The 19,552-nt window shown below is 64.8% G+C and carries 21 protein-coding genes and 1 tRNA gene; 10 read left to right on the plus strand and 12 right to left on the minus strand.

The features are described 5' to 3' along the window. Positions 1 to 12: 12 nt before the first annotated feature. The 5 genes from DTX69_RS02615 to DTX69_RS02630 all read right to left on the minus strand — a co-directional run bounded on the left by DTX69_RS02615 (position 13) and on the right by DTX69_RS02630 (position 3,148). The gene (locus DTX69_RS02615; protein ID WP_119299909.1) at positions 13 to 1,404 is read right to left on the minus strand and encodes a glutamine synthetase family protein; all 1,392 of its coding nucleotides are present in this window, start codon (positions 1,402 to 1,404) and stop codon (positions 13 to 15) included. Between the two features lie 73 nt (positions 1,405 to 1,477). Further along, positions 1,478 to 2,014 carry a DUF2062 domain-containing protein gene (locus tag DTX69_RS02620; protein WP_119299910.1) on the minus strand — a complete coding sequence of 179 codons (537 nt, stop codon included), beginning with the start codon at positions 2,012 to 2,014 and terminating at the stop codon, positions 1,478 to 1,480. Between the two features lie 137 nt (positions 2,015 to 2,151). Continuing rightward, a complete protein-coding gene (locus DTX69_RS30895) occupies positions 2,152 to 2,391 on the minus strand; it encodes an NADH-quinone oxidoreductase subunit B family protein (protein ID WP_322090873.1) in 240 nt (79 codons plus the stop codon). A gap of 97 nt (positions 2,392 to 2,488) precedes the next feature. After that, positions 2,489 to 2,662: a hypothetical protein gene (locus DTX69_RS30900; RefSeq protein WP_322090874.1), complete on the minus strand. Its 174-nt coding sequence runs from the start codon at positions 2,660 to 2,662 to the stop codon at positions 2,489 to 2,491. 240 nt (positions 2,663 to 2,902) lie between these two features. Next, positions 2,903 to 3,148 carry a helix-turn-helix domain-containing protein gene (locus tag DTX69_RS02630; protein ID WP_119300043.1) on the minus strand — a complete coding sequence of 82 codons (246 nt, stop codon included), beginning with the start codon at positions 3,146 to 3,148 and terminating at the stop codon, positions 2,903 to 2,905. 212 nt (positions 3,149 to 3,360) lie between these two features. Between DTX69_RS02630 and DTX69_RS02635 the strand changes: the two genes are divergently transcribed. The 3 genes from DTX69_RS02635 (at position 3,361) to DTX69_RS02645 (ending at position 8,269) form a co-directional block, all read left to right on the plus strand. Beyond that, entirely contained in the window at positions 3,361 to 4,899 is a 1,539-nt protein-coding gene (locus DTX69_RS02635; RefSeq protein WP_119299911.1) for a trimethylamine methyltransferase family protein, read from the plus strand. 197 nt (positions 4,900 to 5,096) lie between these two features. Further along, a complete protein-coding gene (locus DTX69_RS02640) occupies positions 5,097 to 6,884 on the plus strand; it encodes a glycoside hydrolase family 15 protein (RefSeq protein ID WP_119299912.1) in 1,788 nt (595 codons plus the stop codon). Then, positions 6,881 to 8,269 carry an alpha,alpha-trehalose-phosphate synthase (UDP-forming) gene (locus tag DTX69_RS02645; protein ID WP_119299913.1) on the plus strand — a complete coding sequence of 463 codons (1,389 nt, stop codon included), beginning with the start codon at positions 6,881 to 6,883 and terminating at the stop codon, positions 8,267 to 8,269. The genes DTX69_RS02640 and DTX69_RS02645 overlap by 4 nt, the downstream gene beginning before the upstream one ends. Here DTX69_RS02645 and otsB read toward each other — a convergent pair. Then, positions 8,266 to 9,012: a trehalose-phosphatase gene (gene otsB, locus DTX69_RS02650; RefSeq protein WP_162916556.1), complete on the minus strand. Its 747-nt coding sequence runs from the start codon at positions 9,010 to 9,012 to the stop codon at positions 8,266 to 8,268. The genes DTX69_RS02645 and otsB overlap by 4 nt on opposite strands. An 83-nt stretch (positions 9,013 to 9,095) precedes the next feature. On the opposite strand from otsB, the gene DTX69_RS30535 reads away from it, so the two are divergent. The 3 genes from DTX69_RS30535 (at position 9,096) to DTX69_RS02660 (ending at position 11,298) form a co-directional block, all read left to right on the plus strand. Continuing rightward, entirely contained in the window at positions 9,096 to 9,218 is a 123-nt protein-coding gene (locus tag DTX69_RS30535) for a hypothetical protein (protein WP_284735501.1), read from the plus strand. Next, entirely contained in the window at positions 9,194 to 10,702 is a 1,509-nt protein-coding gene (locus tag DTX69_RS02655; protein WP_284735502.1) for an MBL fold metallo-hydrolase RNA specificity domain-containing protein, read from the plus strand. Before DTX69_RS30535 ends, DTX69_RS02655 begins: the two co-directional genes overlap by 25 nt. A 95-nt stretch (positions 10,703 to 10,797) precedes the next feature. Continuing rightward, positions 10,798 to 11,298 carry a PAS domain-containing protein gene (locus DTX69_RS02660; RefSeq protein WP_119299915.1) on the plus strand — a complete coding sequence of 167 codons (501 nt, stop codon included), beginning with the start codon at positions 10,798 to 10,800 and terminating at the stop codon, positions 11,296 to 11,298. A gap of 15 nt (positions 11,299 to 11,313) precedes the next feature. Here DTX69_RS02660 and DTX69_RS02665 read toward each other — a convergent pair whose 3' ends face one another. Then, entirely contained in the window at positions 11,314 to 12,156 is an 843-nt protein-coding gene (locus DTX69_RS02665; protein WP_119299916.1) for a LysR family transcriptional regulator, read from the minus strand. Between the two features lie 118 nt (positions 12,157 to 12,274). Here DTX69_RS02665 and DTX69_RS02670 point away from each other — a divergent pair, with 118 nt between their 5' ends. Continuing rightward, on the plus strand, positions 12,275 to 12,880 hold the full coding sequence (locus DTX69_RS02670) for a cysteine hydrolase family protein (protein WP_119299917.1): 606 nt from the start codon (positions 12,275 to 12,277) through the stop codon (positions 12,878 to 12,880). Positions 12,881 to 12,882: 2 nt separating this feature from the next. Here the strand turns inward: DTX69_RS02670 and DTX69_RS02675 are convergent, their stop codons facing one another. Then, on the minus strand, positions 12,883 to 13,533 hold the full coding sequence (locus DTX69_RS02675) for a GntR family transcriptional regulator (protein ID WP_162916558.1): 651 nt from the start codon (positions 13,531 to 13,533) through the stop codon (positions 12,883 to 12,885). Positions 13,534 to 13,625: 92 nt separating this feature from the next. On the opposite strand from DTX69_RS02675, the gene DTX69_RS02680 reads away from it, so the two are divergent. Further along, positions 13,626 to 14,549, plus strand: a complete 924-nt coding sequence (locus DTX69_RS02680; RefSeq protein WP_119299919.1) for a dihydrodipicolinate synthase family protein — start codon at positions 13,626 to 13,628, stop codon at positions 14,547 to 14,549. 152 nt (positions 14,550 to 14,701) lie between these two features. Beyond that, complete coding sequence (locus DTX69_RS02685) at positions 14,702 to 15,211, plus strand: PAS domain-containing protein (RefSeq protein WP_119299920.1); 510 nt, start codon at positions 14,702 to 14,704, stop codon at positions 15,209 to 15,211. A 19-nt stretch (positions 15,212 to 15,230) separates the two neighbouring features. Here the strand turns inward: DTX69_RS02685 and DTX69_RS02690 are convergent, their stop codons facing one another. Further along, positions 15,231 to 15,464 carry a hypothetical protein gene (locus DTX69_RS02690; protein ID WP_162916560.1) on the minus strand — a complete coding sequence of 78 codons (234 nt, stop codon included), beginning with the start codon at positions 15,462 to 15,464 and terminating at the stop codon, positions 15,231 to 15,233. Further along, entirely contained in the window at positions 15,461 to 15,937 is a 477-nt protein-coding gene (locus tag DTX69_RS02695) for a bacteriohemerythrin (protein WP_119299922.1), read from the minus strand. The genes DTX69_RS02690 and DTX69_RS02695 overlap by 4 nt, the downstream gene beginning before the upstream one ends. A 196-nt stretch (positions 15,938 to 16,133) precedes the next feature. Here DTX69_RS02695 and DTX69_RS02700 point away from each other — a divergent pair, with 196 nt between their 5' ends. Then, positions 16,134 to 18,461 carry a PAS domain S-box protein gene (locus DTX69_RS02700; RefSeq protein ID WP_119299923.1) on the plus strand — a complete coding sequence of 776 codons (2,328 nt, stop codon included), beginning with the start codon at positions 16,134 to 16,136 and terminating at the stop codon, positions 18,459 to 18,461. Here the strand turns inward: DTX69_RS02700 and DTX69_RS02705 are convergent. Both DTX69_RS02705 and DTX69_RS02710 read right to left on the minus strand, forming a co-directional pair. Beyond that, a complete protein-coding gene (locus DTX69_RS02705; protein WP_119299924.1) occupies positions 18,458 to 19,114 on the minus strand; it encodes a LuxR C-terminal-related transcriptional regulator in 657 nt (218 codons plus the stop codon). The two genes, DTX69_RS02700 and DTX69_RS02705, sit on opposite strands and share 4 nt — an antisense overlap. 139 nt (positions 19,115 to 19,253) lie before the next feature. Then, a tRNA-Leu gene (locus DTX69_RS02710) sits at positions 19,254 to 19,340 on the minus strand. Positions 19,341 to 19,552 lie beyond the last annotated feature (212 nt).

Raw genomic sequence — 19,552 nt, forward strand, 5'->3', positions numbered from 1 at the left:
ATGACTATGTCGTCACAAATACCACTCATGCTCCCGCGGTGAGATGGCGTTGTTGAATTTCGCCAACTCGGCAGCCTTCGCATCGGCATAGAGCGCCAAGTAATCGGCGCCGAGATAGTCCGACAGGACCTTCGCCTTGCGCAGCTTCGCGATTGCTTCGTGCCATTGGAACGGTATCCTGGAATCGATGCGCGCGCTGACATCATTGATGGCCGGCGCCCCCGGGTCGATCCTGCGCTCCATGCCATGCAGCATGCCGGCGAGGGTCGCGGCCAGCGCCAGATACGGATTGGCGTCGGCGCCGGCGATGCGATGCTCGATCCGCCGCGCCTTGGGCGATCCGGTCGGAATCCGGAATGCGACCGAGCGATTGTTGTAGCCCCATGTGGCGCCCATCGGCACCAGCGAGCCCGGCCGATAGCGGCGGTACGAATTGATGTTCGGCGCCAACAGCGCCATCGCCTCTGCCGTGGTCGCCGCCAATCCACCGATCGCATGGCGCAGGAGCTTTGTCCCCTTCTCCCCGTCGTCATCGAACGCGTTGCGGCCCTTTGCATCCACCAGGCTGCAATGCACATGCATGCCGCTGCCGGCGCGGTCGAGATACGGCTTGGCCATGAAGCTGGCGGAAAAACCATGGCGCGGCGCCATCGACTTGATGATACGCCGCAGCAGGACGGCGTGGTCGCAGGCCCGCACCGCATCGACATCATGGCGCAGGTTGATCTCGAACTGTCCGGGGGAGTTCTCCGCGATGGCAGTGGAAGCCGGCACGTTTTGCATCCTCGCCGCGGCTGCGACGTCGCGCACGAAGTCGGCATAGATGTCCAGCCCGCCGATACTGTAGAGCTGACGCGTCGAATCGGGCTCGCCCGTCGCCGGCGAGATCGGCGGCAGCGGCTCGCCCATCGGCCCGCGCTTGCGGTCCATCAGATAGAATTCCATCTCCACCGCGACGACCGGAGTGAGGCCGCGCTTGGCGAAGCGCGCGAGCAGCCGCGCCAGCACCTGGCGCGGATCGACCAGGCAAGGCTGGTTTTCCTGATCCGGCATGGTGAGCAGGACCTGCGCGGTCGGCTCGCTTGCCCATGGCACTGGCGCTAGTGTGCCCGCGACCGGCCAGGCATTGCCGTCCGGATCGCCGCGCGCCTCCGAGCGTCCGCCCGGATCGAGATCTTCGCCGGTCGCATCGAGGAAATAGAGGCAGAACGGCAGTTGCACGCCGCCTGACCAGATCTTCGCCGCCTCATGCGCCGGAAAGCGCTTGCCGCGCGGCACGCCGTTCATGTCGGCGAGAAATGCATCGAGCTGCGTGACATGCGGATGAGCCTTCAGGAAGCGGGCAAGTTCGCGCGACGCCTTCGTCGCGGCCCTCGCTGCGGGCTGTGCCGTGCGGCGCGCCATTCTGTCCCCCTCGATCTTCGGTCGGCCTGCACGCTACTGAAGCGGCGGGCGCGGGACAAGCGGCCCAACTTGGCTACACCGGCAATCCTTTGCTCAGGCGCCGTTCCATCCGCCGCGCCCGCGCGTGGCGATAGGCGGTCACGAAACGCAAGGTCAGGCGATACCCGATCCAGCCGGTCAGCAACGCCCAGGGCATGGAGCCGATCCATAAGGCGGTGCCCCATTCCAGCAGCAGCACCTGAGAGACCGCCTTGGTCGCGCCTACCAGCGTGAAGTCGTCGGCGAAGACCGCGTGGAATATGCGCTGGAAAGATTCGTAGCCGCTGAGATCCGACCACCGGCCGAGCATCACCTGCCCCGTGATGAAAAAGGCGTAATAGCAAGGCACGGCCGTGAAAGGATTGGTAACCCACGTCCAGGCGAGACCCTGGATCAGGCTGAACTCCCAGTTGAACAGACGCCGCGCCGCCAGCCAGGTGCCGAACACCAGCGGCATCTGAAATCCGACGGACGGGGTAAAGGCCCAGATCAGCCCGACCAGGGCGGCGCGCGCTGACCATTCCGGCGTGTGCCGGCTGCGCATCAGCGGGATCAGCAAGCGGAATCGCATCGCCCGCACCAACCGGTGCCACAAGCCGGATGGCCGGCGGAACGGGATCCCCCTTGGTTCCTCTCGCCGCAATGAACTGCCCTCGCCGTCAGTCGACCACGCCAAAATGGCGATTGGCCGACGCTCCCGCAACCACCCTATTGTTGCAGCAGAGCCAGCAAGCCTTTCAACAGTTGCGTCGGGCTGGGCGGGCAGCCGCGGATATGGAGATCGACAGGAACTGCCGCGGAGATGCCGCCCGCGCAGGCATAGGAACCGGCGAACAGACCGCCATCCACGGCGTAATCGCCGATCGCGACCACCCGTTTGGGATTCAGCGTCGCGCGGCAGGTCCGCTCCGGCGCCTCGCGCATGGTGCGGGTCAACGGTCCCGTCACCAGCAACACGTCCGCATGTCGCGGCCAAAGCGACGAAGCGCAGGCCCAAGCGCTCGAGGTCGTAGAGCGCGTTGCTGACCGCGTGGATCTCCGGTTCTCAGCCGTTGCAGGAGCCGGCATCGACCTCGCGGATGGAGAGCGAGCGGCCGAGCCTGCGGCACGCTACCGCATCCACGTTGGCGGCCACCTCTTTCAGCACCGCCTCGTCCGCTGCCGGCGCCGACTCCGTGACCGGCGGCAGGACGAAGGATGGAAGGAGCAGCTTGTTCATCGCATCCGCCTCAGAGATCGTGGCCCGAATAGGAGCAGTTGAAGCTTTTGTTGCAGAGCGGGAATTCGGCGACGATGTTGCCTTCGATCACCGCCTCCGGCAGCGGTCACTGGAACGAGGACGGATCGCGTAAGTGATACGCTCGACGTGACAGCTCCGCCCCGCGCGCAGTTGCTGCGCGCCATGATGATGGACGGTTTCGCCGTTCGACGACGCACAGAAGAACCAGTGCGGCGGCGCTCATTCTTTGAACCGCACGCCGCGCCCGCTGCCCGCGATGGCTGCGCCGGGGCTGATCAGCTCGATGCCCGCCGCGTTGAGTGCCGAGATCAGCTTCATCAGCGAATCGACATTGCCGCGCACGACCTCTTCGCTCGCCTCCATGCGCTGGATCGTCGGGACCGAAAGGCCCGACAACTCGGCCAGCTTGCGCTGGTCGATCCCCAAGAGGGCCCGGGCGGCCCGAATCTGGGCAGAGGAGATCATACGCAGAACATCCATTCTAACGTCTGGTGCCACCTTTATGATATTCATGAGCTCTAATATGATGTCAATGATCTGTATACTGATGTCTGCCACATCATTCAGGCTAGCTATCTTGCGCAGAACTCACCCGAGGCCGGAACTTTCCATGCCTTAACCGGCGGCGTTGGGCTGGGCTAACATCCTGCCATCACAACCAGATCAGGGTCGGGACCATGGGTGCGGAAGCGATCACCAGACGCCGGGGCGGCACACAGGGCCGCCACCACGAACGCGGCTCCGCCCCCATTGTCCAGCGCCGGCCGGTCGTGCGAGGCATTCCCGATTACGAGTACTTCACCGAAGAGGGACTGGAGCGCATCCACCAAGCCTCCATGACCATCCTGGAAGAGGTCGGCATCGATTTCCGCGATGTCGTCGCGCTCGAGGCCTGGCGCAAGGCTGGCGCCAAGGTGGTCGGCGAGCGCGTGCATATCGATCGCGGCCTGCTGATGGAAATCCTGGCAAAGGCGCCGTCCGAATTCGTGCAGCGGGCGCGCAATCCGGAGCGCAGCGTCACGGTGGGCGGACGCAACACCATCTTCGTGCCAACCTACGGCTCGCCCTTCGTGCGCGACCTGGACAACAAGCGCCGCTACGGCACGCTGGAGGATCTGCAGAATTTCGTGAAGCTCGCCTACATGGCGCCGAACGTCCACCATTCGGGCGGCGTGATCTGCGAGCCGGTCGATGTGCCTGTGCCGAAGCGGCATCTCGACATCGTCTACAGCCACATCAAATACTCCGATAAGCCCTACATGGGCATCGTGACGGCGCCGGAGCGCGCCGAGGATTGCGTGACCATGGCGCGCATCCTGTTCGGCGACGACTTCATCGATGCCGGCAATACGGTGATGACGTCCATCGTCAACTGCAACTCGCCGATGGTGTGGGATGAGAGCATGCTCTCCGCCCTGCGCGTCTATGCCCGCGCCAACCAGGCTGTGCTGGTGACGCCCTTCATCATGGCGGGTGCGATGGCGCCAGCCAGCGCGGCAGGTGCGATCGCGCAATTGAATGCCGAAGCGCTGGCCGGTATCGCGTACGGGCAATTGGAGCGGCCGGGGTCGCCCATGGTCTATGGCAGCTTCGTCACCACCGTCTCCATGCAATCGGGTGCGCCGATGATGGGAACGGCGGAGCCAGCGATGATGATCTATGCCTGCTGTCAGCTGGCACGGCGTTACAAGCTGCCGGTCAGGACTGGTGGCATGCTGAACGGCTCGAAGATCGCCGACGCGCAAGCGGCGTACGAATCCGTCCAGACCATGATCCCGACCTTGATGGCGGGCACCAACTTCGTGATGCACACGGCAGGCTGGCTGGAAGCGGGGCTTTCCGCCGGCTATGCCAAGTTCATGATGGACGCCGACCAGCTCGCCTCCTTGCAGATCTTCGCGGAGGGGCCGGACCTCTCCAATGAAGCGCTTGCACTCGAAGCCGTGCGCGAAGTAGGCCCGGGCGGACACTATCTCGGCTGCGCGCACACCCAGCGCAATTTCAAGACCGCGTTCTACACGTCGACCATCGCCGACAATAACAGCTTCGAGCAGTGGGAGGCCGAAGGCGCCAAGGACGCCAACCAACGCGCCGCCGAGCGCGCCCGCAAGCTGCTAGCGCAATATGAAGCTCCGCCGCTGGACCCCGCGATCGACGAAGCCCTGCTGGACTTCATCGCGCGGAAGAAGGCCGGACTCCCTGACGCGGTGCGCTGAGGCCACACACTGTGGCCATTCTGCGCCGCTCCGTGTGGCAGAGCTCTGTCACCTCACACCATGTTGCAGCCGTTCCGCGTGGCCGCCCCCAAATGCCGAACTAGGGTTGATCCACCGCATCGATGACCATAGGGTGGCGCCGAGGCTTCGCGGTTCGGCTGAGAATCGCTCCTGGAACAATTTTGCAAGCGCGTGGAATGGCTGATCGAAATCTCGAACTCGGCGTTATCGGCAATTGTGCGATCTCAGCATTGATCGACTCCTCGGGCTCGATTGTCTGGTCCTGCTTTCCCCGACTCGATGGTGACCCGGTCTTTTGCGCACTCTTGCGCGACAACAGCCATGAGGGCGCCTTCACGGTGGAGATGAAGGACGTCGCCAGTTCCACCCAGCGCTATGTCGACAATTCCGCGGTTCTCGAGACGCTGGTGACCGACAGCGGCGGCAACACGATCGAGATCCTCGACTACTGCCCACGTTTCCTGCGCTTCGGGCGCATGTTCCGGCCGCCCACCATCATGCGGCGCATCCGCCCGGTCTCCGGCCGGCCGATCGTGACGGTCCGGATCAAGCCGCGGATGGCGAATGGCTCCATGATTCCGGAGATCACCCGCGGCAGCAACCACATGCGCTTCGTCGGACCGCGCCAGGTCCTGCGCGTGACGACCAATGCGCCGATCGCGTACCTGCTGGAGGAGCGCAGCTTCCGCCTCGGCGATGATGTGTGGTTCGTGCTGGGCCCGGATGAGAGCGTGCTGGAAGACGTGCGCGATGTCGGCCGCAATCAGCTCGAGGCCACGCTCGACTGGTGGCATACCTGGGTGCGCGGTCTTTCCATCCCGTTCGAGTGGCAGGAAGCGGTCATCCGCTCCGCCATCACGCTGAAGATGTGCAATTTCGAGGAGACCGGCGCGATCGTCGCGGCCCTCACCACCTCGATCCCGGAAGCGCCGAACACGGAACGCAACTGGGACTATCGCTATTGCTGGATCCGCGATTCGTTCTTCGTGATCCGCGTGCTGAACGCGATCGGCGTCACGCGTACCATGGAAGACTACATCCGCTTCATCACCGACATCGTCGATGACGCGCGCGACGGCGGCATCCAGCCGGTCTATGGCATCACACGTGAATCGCATCTGGAAGAGACGATCAGCCCGGACTTGAACGGCTATCGCGGCATGGGACCGGTGCGGATCGGCAATCAGGCTTATATCCAGCTGCAGAATGACGTCTATGGCAGCCTGGTGCTGGCTTGCACCCACGTCTTTTTCGACAAGCGCCTGATCCGGCAGAGCGCCAACGCCGCCTTATTCGAGCAGCTCGAAGCCATCGGCCGTAAAGCGGAAGAGGTGTTTGAGCTTCCCGATGCCGGTCCGTGGGAGCTGCGCACCAGCGCGGCGATCCACACTTTCTCCGCGATCATGAGCTGGGCGGCGTGCGACCGCCTGGCCAAGATCGCGGCCGTGATGGGCCGTGACGATCGCGTCGATCGCTGGCGATCCTCCGCCGACCGGCTGCGCGAGACCATTCTTAAGCGCGCTTGGAACGAAAAGCGCAAGTCGCTCGTTTCAACATTCGATGGAAATGAACTGGATGCCAGCATGCTTCTCGTCGAACCGCTCGGCTTCCTGGAGGCTGACGACCCGCGCTTCCGGATGACGGTCGAGGCGATCGGAAAAGAGCTGAAGCGCGGCGATTTCCTGTTCCGCTATGTGGTGCCGGACGACTTCGGCCGGCCGGAGGCCGCCTTCACCATCTGCACGTTCTGGTACATCGACGCCCTGGTGGCACTCGGGCGCCGCGAGGAAGCGCGCGCCCTGTTCGAGACCCTGCTGACGCGCCGCAACAAGCACGGCCTGCTGTCCGAAGACATCGCGATCGCGACCGGCGAATTGTGGGGTAACTATCCGCAGACCTATTCGCTGGTCGGCCTCATCAACTCGGCCATCAAGCTCAGCATGAGCTGGGAGGTGGCATCGTGAGCCGCCTGGTCGTCGTCTCCAACCGGGTCATCCTGCCCAGCGAGCGCATCCAGCGCGCGGGCGGCCTTGCCGTCGCCATCCGCGAGGCGCTGGGACGCAGCGGCGGATTGTGGTTCGGCTGGAGCGGCGAGCTCTCCGAGACGCCCGAGCCGACATGCCAGACCGACACCAAGGGCAAGATGGAGTTCGCGGTCTTCGACCTGACGCCGGCCGAATTCGACGGATACTACAATCAATTCGCCAACAGCACGCTCTGGCCGCTCTTCCACTACCGCATCGGCCTGGTCAAGTTCTCGCGGTCGGCCCTGCAGACCTATCTCGCGGTCAATGCGCGCTTCGCGGAGATGCTGATCCCGCACTTGAAGCCCGACGATACGATCTGGATTCATGACTACCAGCTGCTGACCCTGGCCGGCGAATTGCGCAAGCGAGGCGTCACCAACAAGATCGGGTTCTTCCTGCACATTCCGTTGCCTGGCGTGGACACTCTGGCCGTTCTGCCCGGCCTCGGCACGCTGATGCGCGGACTGGCCGCCGCCGACCTGGTCGGCTTCCAGACCGAGCGCGACCTGCAGAGCTTCAAGGATTATGTGCGCCAAGAGGTCGGCGGCACGATCGGGGCCAACGGCACGATCAACTGCTTCGACCGCACCATCGAGGCGGGTGCTTTCCCCATCGGCATCGACACGCGCGTCTTTGCGGGTCTGGCGGAGAAGGCGCTGAGCAAACCGGAGTGCCAGCAGATCAAGGAGGGGCTGGGCTCGCGCAAGCTGTTGATCGCCATCGATCGGCTGGATTACAGCAAGGGCATCCCCAGCCGCTTCGAAGCTTGCGAGGAGCTCTTGCGCGCTCATCCGGAGCATCGCGGCCAATTCGAGTTGGTGCAGATCGCTTCCCCCAGCCGCACCGACGTCGCGAGCTACCGCGATCTGCGGCGCGAGATCGACCGCCTCAGCGGACGGATCAACGGCGCATTCTCGGAAGTGCATTGGGCGCCGATCCGCTACATCAACCGCACGTATCCACGCCAGTCCTTGGCGGGCTTCTGTCGCATGGCGGCGGTCGGCGTGGTGACGCCCTTGCGCGACGGCATGAACATGGTCGCCAAGGAATATGTCGCCGCACAGGATCCAAACGACCCTGGCGTGCTGATCCTCTCCCGCTTTGCCGGTGCCGCGGCCGAGCTGGGCAGCGCCCTCATCGTCAATCCCTTCGACGTCGACCAATGCGCCGACGCGATGCACCGGGCGCTCGTCATGCCGCTGGAGGAACGCCAGGCACGCTGGCGCACCGCCATGGACACCATCACCCGCAACGACGTGAAGGCCTGGTGGACCAGCTTCACCACGCGCCTCATGGCCAGCCAGGCACGCGCCGCGGCTTAGAGTTTCGATAGCAGGTCCAGAACGGCGGCGACGGAGGCGAGCTTGTGCGTCGCCACGGTCGGGCGTCGTTCCCCGACGATGATGGCCGTGCCGCCCAGCTCCTGAACGACGAGGAAGCCGTCTTCATCCGTCACGTCGTCGCCGATGAAGACCGGGCGCTTCCCGTGAAAGACCGCCTCATGCATGATGCGGCGCACCGCCTCGCCTTTGTTGTGCGCGGGCGAGCGCACTTCCACCACATGGTCGCCTTGCAGGAGCGCCAGGTCCCTTTGCCCGCGGCGCGCCAGCAGCGCTTCCAGTTCATCGCGCACGCGGGGACCCAGATGCGGCGCCTTGCGGTAGTGGACCGCCAGACCTGCACGCTTCGGCTCGATCAGCAGCCCGGCCCAATCCTTCATACACTCCAGCACGTCCGTTTCGAGGCCCGCGATGTCGGGCTGCGGTCCTGGACGCAGGACCGGCTGACCAAGTCCCAGACGGAACTCCGCGCCGTGACTGCCGGCGGCATACGGCACGACCCCGTGCGTCACCTGATCGATCGAGGTGATTTCACGGCCGGACACGATGGCAAGCGCGTCCGCAAGATGCGTGGCGGCGCGCGTCAAAAGCCCGGACAGTTCGGGTGATGGCCGCACTTCAGCCGGAGTCGGCGCGATCGGCACCAGCGTGCCGTCGATATCGAGGAACAAAGCCAGGGAGGAGCGATCACCCAATGATGCGACCGGCGTCTCGTCCAATTGCATTCCGTTCAAGCCTATCGTGGATTCCGTGTCGACCGTATGATCGCGGCCACCAGTCATAGCACAGCCCCGCGGGAGAAATAACGATGAGTGCTACCCTGACGTTCCATGGCGCCGCCGGAACGGTCACCGGATCGCACTATGTGCTGGAAACGCCAACGGCGCGCATCGCCGTGGTTGCGGCATGTTCCAAGGACCGAAAACCCTGAAGGAGCTGAACTACCAGCCCTTGCCGTCCGAACCGGTCCGCCTCGACGCCGTGGTCCAGACCCACGCGCACACCGACCATTCGGGCATGCTGCCGAAGCTGGTCAAGTCCGGCTTCAAGGGGCCGATCTTCGCGACCGAAGGCACGCGCGACTTGCTGGAATGGATGCTGCCGGACTCCGCCTCCATCCAGGAGGCGGAAGTCGAGCGGTTGAACCGCGAGAACCGCCGCCGGGATCGACCGGAGCTCCAGCCGGTCTACACCATGGAGGATGCGCAGGCGACCCTGCGCCACATCCGCGCGGTGGAATACGAGACCTGGCAGCCCGTCGCCAAAGGCATTCGCGGCCGCTGGTGGAATGCCGGGCACATCCTCGGCTCCGCGTCGGTGGAGCTCGAAGTGGAAACCGGCGCTGCGGACCTGCCGCACTTCAGCATCCTGTTCTCCGGCGATCTCGGTCCGCAGGACGGTGCCCTGCAGCAATCGCCACGCGGCCCGCAAGGTGTGGACTACGTGCTGTGCGAGTCCACGTATGGCAACCGCGAGCGCCCGCATCTCGATGACGATCAGCGGCGCGCCGCGATCGCGCGCGACGTCACGCAGGCACTCGGCGTGGGCGGCAATCTGATCGTTCCCGCCTTCGCCATCGAGCGCAGCCAGGAGCTGATCGGCGATCTCGTCTATCTGATGGCGCGCGGCAAGCTGTCGACGGCGCCGATCTATCTCGATTCGCCGCTCGCCACGCGCGCGACCGAAGTGTTCGAGCGGCACCTTCACCTGCTGGACGACGTCGATCCCAAGGCCGGCAGCCCGTTCCGCGCGCCCAACGTGCACTACGTCGAGACGGTCGATCAGAGCATGGCGCTGAACCGCATCAGTGGCGGGGCCATCATCATCGCCTCCAGCGGCATGTGCGATGCAGGACGCATCCGCCATCACCTGCGGCATCATCTCTGGCATCCGCGCACCACGGTGCTGCTGATCGGCTATCAAGCGCCTGGCACGCTGGGCCGCCTGTTGCAGGACGGCGCCGCGCAAGTGAAGATCATGGGCGAGGAGATCCAGGTCAAAGCCAAGATCAGGAAGCTGGAGATCTATTCCGGCCACGCCGATCGCGGCGATCTGCTGACCTGGGTGAAAGCGCGGTTGCCGATCCAGCGCGGCCTGTTCCTGATCCATGGCGAGACTACGGCGTTGGCCGGCATGCGGGAGAATGTGCTGACCCTCGGCCTGGAGCCCGACAAGGTGATCGTGCCCGATCTCGACCAGCGCTATCAGCTCGATCGCGCCGCCGGCGCGCTTGCCGTGGCCAGCACCCCGCGCCTCGAGCCGGTGCGCACGGAGGAGGCCAAGCAGGGCTGGGACTGGCACAACGAGCTCGCCGCCTTCTCGCTGGAGCTGCGTCGCATCCTCGATCAGGCGCAAAACGACAAGGCGCGCATGGCCCTGCTCAAGGACATGCGGCGGGTGCTGGACAAACGTTGATGCGACTTTCGAGTGTTTGGAAGGAGGCGGCGTACACCTGTATAAAACCATGACGGTGTTTCTTCGACCGCACTCATACTGCCAAGAGCACTTCAATGCCTGTCTGGACGGATGCCGCGCGGTGCAAATCAAGCCTGGTGCAGCAGTTGAATCAGTGGTGGTGCCGCAAGGGCGGGCCGTCACGCGTGCCGGATCGCAGCACGCTTGACCCGCTGGAGCTGAAGGCGCTGCTTCCCAACATCCTGATCGCCGAGGTGGAGCACGATCCGTTCCGGGTCCGGTATCGATTGCAGGGCACCAAGGTGACGGAGATCACCGGCCTCGATATCACCGGCCACTATCTTGACGAACTCCTGAGCGCCGAGCCGGACCAGCCGTGGCAGAAGCACTATCTGACGGTCTATCGATCGGGCATGCCCTTGTTCGGATCGACGACCGTCCCGCGTAGCGCGGGCGGCATGGTGGATTACGAGTTCGGCATCTTTCCGTTGCGGCGCGGCGGCGATCTGGTCGAGCAGTTCGTTGCCCTGGAGGATTATTTCGGGCTTGTGGGAACAATCGATCAGATCGAGCCCTGGCGAGTGAAGTCACGCTAGGGACCCGCATATCGCTCAGCTCTTGAGCGCTGCCTTCGCGATTTGCTCAATGCGCCGCGCCACGGCTGCGGCGTGCGGCGACTGCGCTTTGTCGGTGCCGGAGATGAGCCAGAGCGGCCGCTTCAGCACCGAAAGATCGCCGACGCGCTGCAGCCTGGGATGGCGGTCGCCCATCAGATGGGGCAGCACCACGCGCGCGGCGCCGGCGGCCGCCATTACCGCCAGGGTTTCGAGCTTGCTGGCGCGGAACTGGATGCCGCCATCCTTGGCCTGCGCTTCGACGTAGCGAACCTCCGGCAAGGGCGCGAGCGCGGCGTCCAGCGCGGCCCACGGCAGCTTTCCCGGATCGCGGTCGATGGCGGCATAGATGGCATAGCGCACCCAGCCGACCTGCCGTGCGCCGCGCCGCGAACCTTGCGGCGGACCGAGACGCAGCGCCAAATCCGCTTCGCGCCGCGCCAGATTGAGGTTCTTGTCCTCCGCCAGCAACTCGATCGGCTGGCGGGCGGCGGCGAGCGTCTCGATCTGCGGCGCCAGCAGATGATCGCATAAGAAGGCAAGGCTGGTGATACGCACCGGCCGGCGCGGCGCCTTGGCGCCCTCGCCCGCCGCCAGCGTGCGTGCGGAGTCGATCTGCTGCGCTGCTTCTTCCAGGCGCGGCAGCAAGGCACGACAGGTTGCCGTCGGTTCCAGCCTGCCGCCGCGCCGCACCAGCAGACGCCGCCCGGTCCTTGCTTCCAGCCGGCTCAAGCGCCGCCCGATGGTGGTGGCATCGATGTGCAGCTGCGCTGCCGCGCCGCTCAAGGTGCCAGTTTCCACGACCGTCAGCAGCGTATGCCAGCCATCCCAATTTTCCATATCGCACGCTCTCCACCCTGCAAAAACGCAGCCTCATCCGCGCATCTCTCCGCTGTGAAAGAACGCGGCGGGCACTATCTTCTTCCTCAGCCCATCGCGCCACAAGAGGAGACCGGAGATGAACGCGACGATGCCCCAGACCCTTCTGCAAATGCGCGGGCTATCGCTCGCACCGGCGCGGTTGGCCGAGGCCGCGCTCGTCATCATCGATGCGCAGGGCGAATATCGCAGCGGGCAGATGGCACTGCCCGGAATCGAACCGGCGTTGGCGCGGATTGCGGCGCTGCTGGAGCGTGCACGCGCGGCCGGCACGCCGATCTTCCACGTCGCCCAGACAGGACAAGCGGGCACTCTGTTCGATCCGGACACCGAACGCGGCGCAATCCTGCCGCAAGCGGCGCCTATTGCCGGCGAGCCAGTGATCATGAAGCGCCTGCCCAACGCGTTCGCAGGCACGGAGCTGCACGAGCGATTGCAGCAAAGCGGCCGCCGCAACCTGATCCTGGTGGGCTTCATGACGCATATGTGCATCAGCGCCTCGACGCGCGCGGCGCTGGACCTAGGCTACCAGAACACGGTCATTGCCGACGCGACCGCGACGCGCGCACTGCCCGCGCACGATGGCGGCGCGCCGATCCCGGCGGACACGGTTCATCGCATCGCATTGGCAGAGCTGGCGGATCGGTTCGCTGCGGTGGTGTCGAGCGAGCGGATCACCGCTTGACGCTACTGCACCTTCAGCGACGCGATCAGCCCACGCGCGGTGTCGCGGATGTGACGCTCGAGCAGCGACACCGCCGCCGGCACATCGCGCGATCGGCAGAAGGCGATCAGGCCGTCATGCTCGCGCAGCGCGCGGTCGAAGCCGGAGCGCATGGTGACTTCGAGTCTGAGATAGCGGTCGATCTTGTCATGGATGTTCTTCAGCAGCTTCAGCGTGATCGGCCGGCCGGCGGGCAGGTACATGACCTCGTGAAAGCGCCAATTGACGTCGCCCCAGCGCGGCAGGATGTCGGGGCGACGCTGCTCCTCCAGATTCTTCTCGAGCGCCGCGAGATCCCGCTCGATCATGGCGGGAATTGCCAGTTGCAATAGCCAGGTCTCGAGCTTCAGGCGGATATCGAACAGCTCCTCGACTTCCGCGATCGAGAGCTCCGCCACCACCGCGCCCTTATGCGACGTGATAGTGACGAAGCCCTCGGCCGCCAGCTGCTTGAGCGCCTCGCGCAGGGGAATGCGGCTGACGCCCAGCTCCGTCGCCAAATGTTCCTGGCGGATCGGCTGACCGCCTTTCAGCTGACCCGTCAGGATGCGCTGGCGCACCAGTTCGGCGACCTGATCGGCGATCGTGCGCTTGACGGGCAGTCCTGAATCCATCTGACTTCTCCTCTCCGGCGCCCATATTGACATGAAGCGAGATTGTATACAATATACAGCGACGACCTTGTTTTCAGCCCTTGGAGAGCAGAATGGCGCGACCCCAATGGAACGGCGTCTTCCCCGCCGTGACGACCCAGTTCAACGCCGATGAAAGCCTGAACATCCCGGCCACGCAGAAGCTGATGGAGCGCCTGATACAGGGCGGGGTTCACGGCTTCATCATGTTGGGAACGGTGGGCGAGAATTGCTCCCTGCGGCCTGAGGAGAAGCGCAAAGTGCTGAGCGCCGCCAAGGAGGTGGTGAATGGCCGTATTCCGGTCCTCTCCGGTGTCGCCGAGTTCACCACGGCCGAAGCGGCGCAATACGGGAGGGACGCGGCGAAGATCGGCATCGACGGCCTGATGGCCCTGCCCGGCATGGTCTACAAGTCCGACACGCGCGAGACGCTGCAGCATTTCCGCGCCATCGCCCGCGCCAGCGATCTGCCGATCATGATCTACAACAATCCGCCGGTGTATGGCGTCGATGTGAAGCCGGAGACCTTTGCCGAGCTCGCCTCGGAGAAGACCATCGTCGCGATCAAGGAAAGCTCCGACGACCCGCGCCGCATCACGGACCTGCATAATCTCCATGGCGACCGCTTCATCCTGTTCTGTGGCGTCGATGACCTGCTGCTAGAAAGCAGCGCGCTCGGCATCGAAGGCTGGGTCAGTGGACTGACCGATGTGTTCCCCGAGGAATCGGTCGCGCTCTGGAACCTGTGCCAGGCCGGACGATTCGCCGAAGCACGCGCGCTCTATCGCTGGTTCACGCCGTTGCTGCACCTCGATACGTCGCCGAAGCTGGTTCAGTACATCAAGCTCGGCCAGCAGGTGGTGGGCCTCGGGAGCGAAAAGGTGCGCGCGCCGCGCCTGGAGCTGGCAGGCGAGGAGCGCGCCCAGGTCATCGCGCTCTATGAAAAGGCGCTGGCCACGCAGCCGAAGCTCAGCGGCGCAAAGAGCGCAGTGGCGTAAAGTCACTATCGCCTCGTCTTTATGGTTGCATTGCGGGCGGAGCGACGCTAAGTCGCTCCGCTCTACTTTGGTCGCGCGCTGGTCATTTCTGCGCGGCGAAGACATTGTTGAAATCATTTGCAATCAGCCGGGCATGATCCGGCAACTGGACGATGGCTCTTGTCGATATCGAGAATCCGGTAGCGATCCGTGATCAGCGACTGCTTGCGCTGTTCCGGTTCTGGCATGGCATGCTGAAGGGCCGGCGCATGCCGAGGCCGGATGACCTCGATCCTGCAGACATGACGCGCTGGGCCGACAATCTGATGCTGATCGACGTTCCGGGCGAGCTTGTAGACTTCCGTATTCGCTGGCTCGGCCCCGAAATAGCCACGATGTTCGGCACGCCACGTGCCGGAACGGGCATCGAAGCCATGACCTCCGAAGGGGAGCGCAGCAGCATTCTTCCGCAATATCGCGTGGTAATCGATACCGGGCTTCCCGCCTACTACGAGACCGAGGTCGAGCTCAGCAAGCGCGGCGTGGTCGCCCAGCGCAAGCTGATCCTGCCGTTGTCGAGCGACGGCATCAAAGTCGATGCGGTTCTGGCTTGTATCTACCCCGAGCTGCCGCACAAGAGCCGCGCGCGTCAGCCTGCGCGCAGCAAGCCGGGCAAGCCTTGAGCCAGGCGTGATGAGCTAGCTAGCGAGGCAGGCGCCGCTGCGCCCTGATCGCGACGGGCAGCCTCTGCATCATCGGCGCGGTCCACGGCCCTTCGATCAGGCAGAGCAGCTGCACGATGCTGATCAGGATCGGGAAGACGAGCAGCGCGATCGGATCGTGCGAGACGACGAAAGCGGCAAAGGCGGCGAGCATGGCAAGCGCGCCGCCCTTGGCACCGAGTTCGCTGAGCCGGGAGATCACCGGATCCATCATGCACCTCGCCTCGATGTAGCCGGCCTGGAGCCCATGGACTGGAAGTGGCTCTTGAGATCGATATCGCCGCGCAGCATCTCGTCGATCAGGCTTTGGAAGCAAAGATCGAGGTCGCCCACGGTAAGCGAGCCGCGCGAAAGCGAAACGCGGCAGATCTCGTCGAACTGCGCCGTGCTCGCCGCGTGATACCGGATGTGATGGCGCAGATCGGCGAAGCCGAGCGCCTGCATGATCTGCTCCTCGATATCGAAGTGGACCGCGAGATCCGAGCGCAGCATGTCAAGCTGCAGCCGGGCACGCGGTTCGTCGCCGGAGACCAGAGCGCGGTGCGCCGCGTTGAGGCGCGCCAGCAGGGCGGTATGCGCCTGGTCGAGCACCGGCAAGCCGATCTCGGCCGATACCGGCAGCGCATAGGGCGCCGCATCGGTTGTCTTATCCTCCCGGAACCTGCCCCTGATCACCTCGGCGAACACGATCGCTCTCCACCCGCGGGCTGCGTCATGGCATTCAAGGTAAGACCCGCATGGCAGAGCGACAATTCGCCGCGACGGCTTAAACCGCCAGCGCTATCGACCCGTAGCCCGAAGGGACTAGAGCTTGATCTTTGGATGGCATTCCAGCCACTTGCGTTATGGTGGCGGCGGGAAAAAGCCAGACGGAGTTGAACCGGTGCCGGAATGGGGTCGCGTCCTGCTGGGAGGAGTTGGCTGCTTCCTGCTGGCCTGGCTCAGCCTGGCCATGGCGTCCGGCATTGACGGTTCGCCGCTGTGGCTTGCCGATGCCTTGCTGATATTTCTGGTGCTGGATCGCGCCGACCACGCCCTGGCCATCAATCTGGCAGCCGGCGCTCTCGGCATGCTGCTCGCTTATCTTCTGGTCGCCGGCCCGTTTGTCGCACCGGCCGTGTTGGTGCCGGTCGCCGGCGTTCTCCATGCGGCGCTGGCCCGCTTCCTGCTGGTGCGGTTTGCGCCGGATGCGGTGCGGCTCGCAACGGCTGGGGCCCTGGTGCAGGTCTTGCTGTGGACTGCCTTGCTCTCCCCCATTGCCGGCGCCGTCGTTATGGCGGGCGTCGCGCTCTCCGGTGACGGCTCGTTGCCGGCAACGCAGGCATTCCTCGCCTGGTGGATTGCGAGTGCCGTCGGCACTGCGGTCTTGCTGCCGTTCCTCCTGTCGCTGGTCCATGCGGCGCCCGGCGATTACAAGCTGCTGCTGAGCCGTTGGCGGGAAGCACTGCTCGTCCTGGCATTGGTCGTGCTGCTCGCGGCGATCGCGCGCCACGCGACCGACGGGTTTCCGTCGCTCCTGAGCCTGCCGGTGGTTCTGTGGGCCGCCTTGCGGCTGGATTTCCGCGCCACGTCGCTGCTGTGCGTCGTGGTAGCCTTGCTGCCCATGGCGGTCACCACCCTGGATCTGTGGCCGCAATACGACGCGGTTCAGCGCGCGATGGCACCGGCGGAGGAACGGCAGGCCTACCTGCTTGCGATCATCGTGCCGGCCTTGTTCGCCAGCCTCTTCACCGAGGAGCAGCGTGCCAGCGATCGCGCCCGCCAGACCACCTTGCAGGCGCTTCGTGCAATCATGGACGCCGTGCCCTTGGCCATCGTCAGCTCCACGCCCGACGGCAAGGTCAGCCTGTGGAGCCGCGGCGCAGAGCGGGTCTTCGGCTGGCGCCGCAGCGCGGTCGAAGGCGGAGAGGCGCCATTCGTGGGGCCCGAGCATGCAGCGCAGGACGCGTCGATCCGCCAGCGGGTGCTTGCCGGCAACGAGATCCAGAACCTGCCTGCGCAACGCCGCAACGACGAAGGAGCGTTGCGCGATCTCGTCATCAACGCGACACCACTGCGCGATCCAGATAACGCGATCATCGGGATCATCAGCGTGATGGAGGACGTGACGGACCGCCGCCGGCTCGAAGCAAGCCGCGAGGAGCAGCGCGCAAAGTTGGCTGCGATCCTGGACGCCGTGGCGGATCCCATCATCACCAGCGATGAAGATGGAACGATCACCAGCTTCAGCCGCGCCGCCGAAGCGGTGTTCGGCTATTCGGCATCCGAGATCATCGGGTGCAACCTGAAAATACTGATGCCGGAGCCGGATCACAGCCGCCACGAAGCCTATCTGCGGCGCTACCGCGAGACCGGCGTGAAGCGCATCATCGGCACCAGCCGGCAAGTCACGGCCCGGCGCAAGGATGGCGGCACGTTCCCGGCGGAAATCACCATCAGCGAAGCCTGGCTGGACGGCAAGCGCATCTTCGCCGGCCTGGTGCGCGATCTTTCCCGGATACCATCCGCCAAGCCCGCGCAGGTTCAGGTGGCCCGCGCGGATGCTGGCACGGCAAAATTCCTGTCCAGGATCACCCATGATCTGCGCCAGCCGCTGCATGCCCTGAGCCTGATGACGGGCGCGCTGGAGCGCCGGACGCAGGATCCGGATTCGCGCGAAATCGTCGCCGATCTGTCGCGGATCGTGCGATCGATCCAGGCGACGTTCGAGAACATCGTCGAATGGACGCGCCTCGAAAGCGGCCTGGTCGGCACTGCTCCAACCGCCGTTCCGGCCAGCGAGGTCCTCAGCTCGCTGGCGCAGGAGTTCGCGCCGGAGGCCGCGCGCCGCGGCCTCGCCTTCCGCTGGGTTTCGTCGCGGGCAATGATCGCGTGCGATCCGGTGCTGCTGCGGCGCATTCTGCGGCAGTTCCTGGACAATGCGGTGAAGTTCACACCCTCCGGCAAAGTTCTGCTGGGCGCGCGGCGGCATGGGGCGATGCTGCGCATGATCGTCGGCGATACCGGCGTCGGCATTCCCGCCGATCAGCGTGATTTCATCTTCGGCGAGTACAATCAGCTGGATCCGGGCCGCGAGGCCGGTGGGCTCGGCCTTGGCCTCGCCATCGTAAGGCGCCTGGCTGAACTCGCCGGCCTGACGATCGGCATGCGCGCGTCAGATGCGAAGGGCTCGCTGTTCTGGGTGGATGTGCCGCTGTCGACGCAACGTTAGTGCGCGATGAGCTTCGCTGCCTTCAGCACCGCATCGGTGCGGTTGCGCGCGGCCAGCACGCGGAAGATGGCGGCGAGGTGCACCTTCACCGTCCCCTCCGCCAAGCCAAGCTGGCGGGCGATCTCCTTGTTCGAGAGGCCGTTGGCGAGTTGGCTGATCACGTCGCGCTGGCGGTGGGTCAGCGGCAAATCGGCGACCTTTTCCGCCTTCAACGAGACCTCGGGCGGAGTCCAGGTAGACTTGGCTTCCGCCATCTGGGGCAGGACGCTCGGCAGGTAGGTCTCGCCCGCCATGACCCGATTGACGGCGCGTAGGATCTCGTCCTCAGGCGAGGATTTGAGAATGTAGCCATTGGCGCCGGCGTCGATGACCTGGAGGGCGAGGGCACGATCCTCGAGCCCGGTGACCGCGGCGAAATGGAGCGCCGGATAGGCCTCGCGTACCGCGCGGATGCTGTCCGGCCCAGCCATGCCCGGCATCATGAGATCGAAGAAGGCACCCGTCATCTGCGCGCTGCCGGCCAGGAGGTCCAGGGCGGCATCGAAACCTGCAACTTCCTTGATGGCCACCCCGGGCAGGGCGTCTCCCAGCAACAGGCCGAAGCCTTTACGGAACAGGGCATGGTCGTCAGCGATCAGGATTTCTGCGGTCATGCTTTGGGCTCGATCCGGGCGATACTTCAATCACTCGTATAATAGAATGAAATACGTCCTAGTCGGCAACGGATTTCCGGTAGAGCCCGGAAAATCCAGGAATTCCAACTCAAGTTGTCCGAAGAATGCCCGCTTAAGTTGGTGCCCCTGGCCGGACTCGAACCAGCACGGATGTGAATCCACCTGATTTTGAGTCAGGCGCGTCTACCAATTCCGCCACAGGGGCCCCGGCTCCGAAGAGCCGTGGAGGGCGTTCGCAGGCCAAGGCACTCAAAAGAGGCGGCGACCTCGAAGCGGCCGGCATCATAGATAAGAATGCGCCCAAGGCAAGACCAAGGGGCAATATCGCGGCCGCGTCAGCGCAGCGCAAAATGTTGACCTGGACAGTGCTCGGAAGGTGTTCGCAAACAGCGCAGATCGCCCCACGCTGCAGTGCAG

Source organism: Dongia deserti (assembly GCF_003574735.1).
Classification (GTDB): Bacteria; Pseudomonadota; Alphaproteobacteria; order Dongiales; family Dongiaceae; genus Dongia_A; species Dongia_A deserti.

Excerpts from the sequence above, each read along its gene's own strand:
- DTX69_RS02615 (WP_119299909.1), bottom strand. The coding sequence starts at position 1,404 with ATGGCGCGCCGCACGGCACAGCCCGCAGCGAGGGCCGCGACGAAGGCG.
- DTX69_RS02620 (WP_119299910.1), bottom strand. The coding sequence starts at position 2,014 with ATGCGATTCCGCTTGCTGATCCCGCTGATGCGCAGCCGGCACACGCCG.
- DTX69_RS30900 (WP_322090874.1), bottom strand. The coding sequence starts at position 2,662 with ATGAACAAGCTGCTCCTTCCATCCTTCGTCCTGCCGCCGGTCACGGAG.
- DTX69_RS02630 (WP_119300043.1), bottom strand. The coding sequence starts at position 3,148 with ATGATCTCCTCTGCCCAGATTCGGGCCGCCCGGGCCCTCTTGGGGATC.
- DTX69_RS02635 (WP_119299911.1), top strand. The coding sequence starts at position 3,361 with ATGGGTGCGGAAGCGATCACCAGACGCCGGGGCGGCACACAGGGCCGC.
- DTX69_RS02640 (WP_119299912.1), top strand. The coding sequence starts at position 5,097 with ATGGCTGATCGAAATCTCGAACTCGGCGTTATCGGCAATTGTGCGATC.
- otsB (WP_162916556.1), bottom strand. The coding sequence starts at position 9,012 with ATGCAATTGGACGAGACGCCGGTCGCATCATTGGGTGATCGCTCCTCC.
- DTX69_RS30535 (WP_284735501.1), top strand. The coding sequence starts at position 9,096 with ATGAGTGCTACCCTGACGTTCCATGGCGCCGCCGGAACGGTCACCGGA.
- DTX69_RS02655 (WP_284735502.1), top strand. The coding sequence starts at position 9,194 with ATGTTCCAAGGACCGAAAACCCTGAAGGAGCTGAACTACCAGCCCTTG.
- DTX69_RS02660 (WP_119299915.1), top strand. The coding sequence starts at position 10,798 with ATGCCTGTCTGGACGGATGCCGCGCGGTGCAAATCAAGCCTGGTGCAG.
- DTX69_RS02665 (WP_119299916.1), bottom strand. The coding sequence starts at position 12,156 with ATGGAAAATTGGGATGGCTGGCATACGCTGCTGACGGTCGTGGAAACT.
- DTX69_RS02670 (WP_119299917.1), top strand. The coding sequence starts at position 12,275 with ATGAACGCGACGATGCCCCAGACCCTTCTGCAAATGCGCGGGCTATCG.
- DTX69_RS02675 (WP_162916558.1), bottom strand. The coding sequence starts at position 13,533 with ATGGATTCAGGACTGCCCGTCAAGCGCACGATCGCCGATCAGGTCGCC.
- DTX69_RS02680 (WP_119299919.1), top strand. The coding sequence starts at position 13,626 with ATGGCGCGACCCCAATGGAACGGCGTCTTCCCCGCCGTGACGACCCAG.
- DTX69_RS02685 (WP_119299920.1), top strand. The coding sequence starts at position 14,702 with ATGGCTCTTGTCGATATCGAGAATCCGGTAGCGATCCGTGATCAGCGA.
- DTX69_RS02690 (WP_162916560.1), bottom strand. The coding sequence starts at position 15,464 with ATGATGGATCCGGTGATCTCCCGGCTCAGCGAACTCGGTGCCAAGGGC.
- DTX69_RS02705 (WP_119299924.1), bottom strand. The coding sequence starts at position 19,114 with ATGACCGCAGAAATCCTGATCGCTGACGACCATGCCCTGTTCCGTAAA.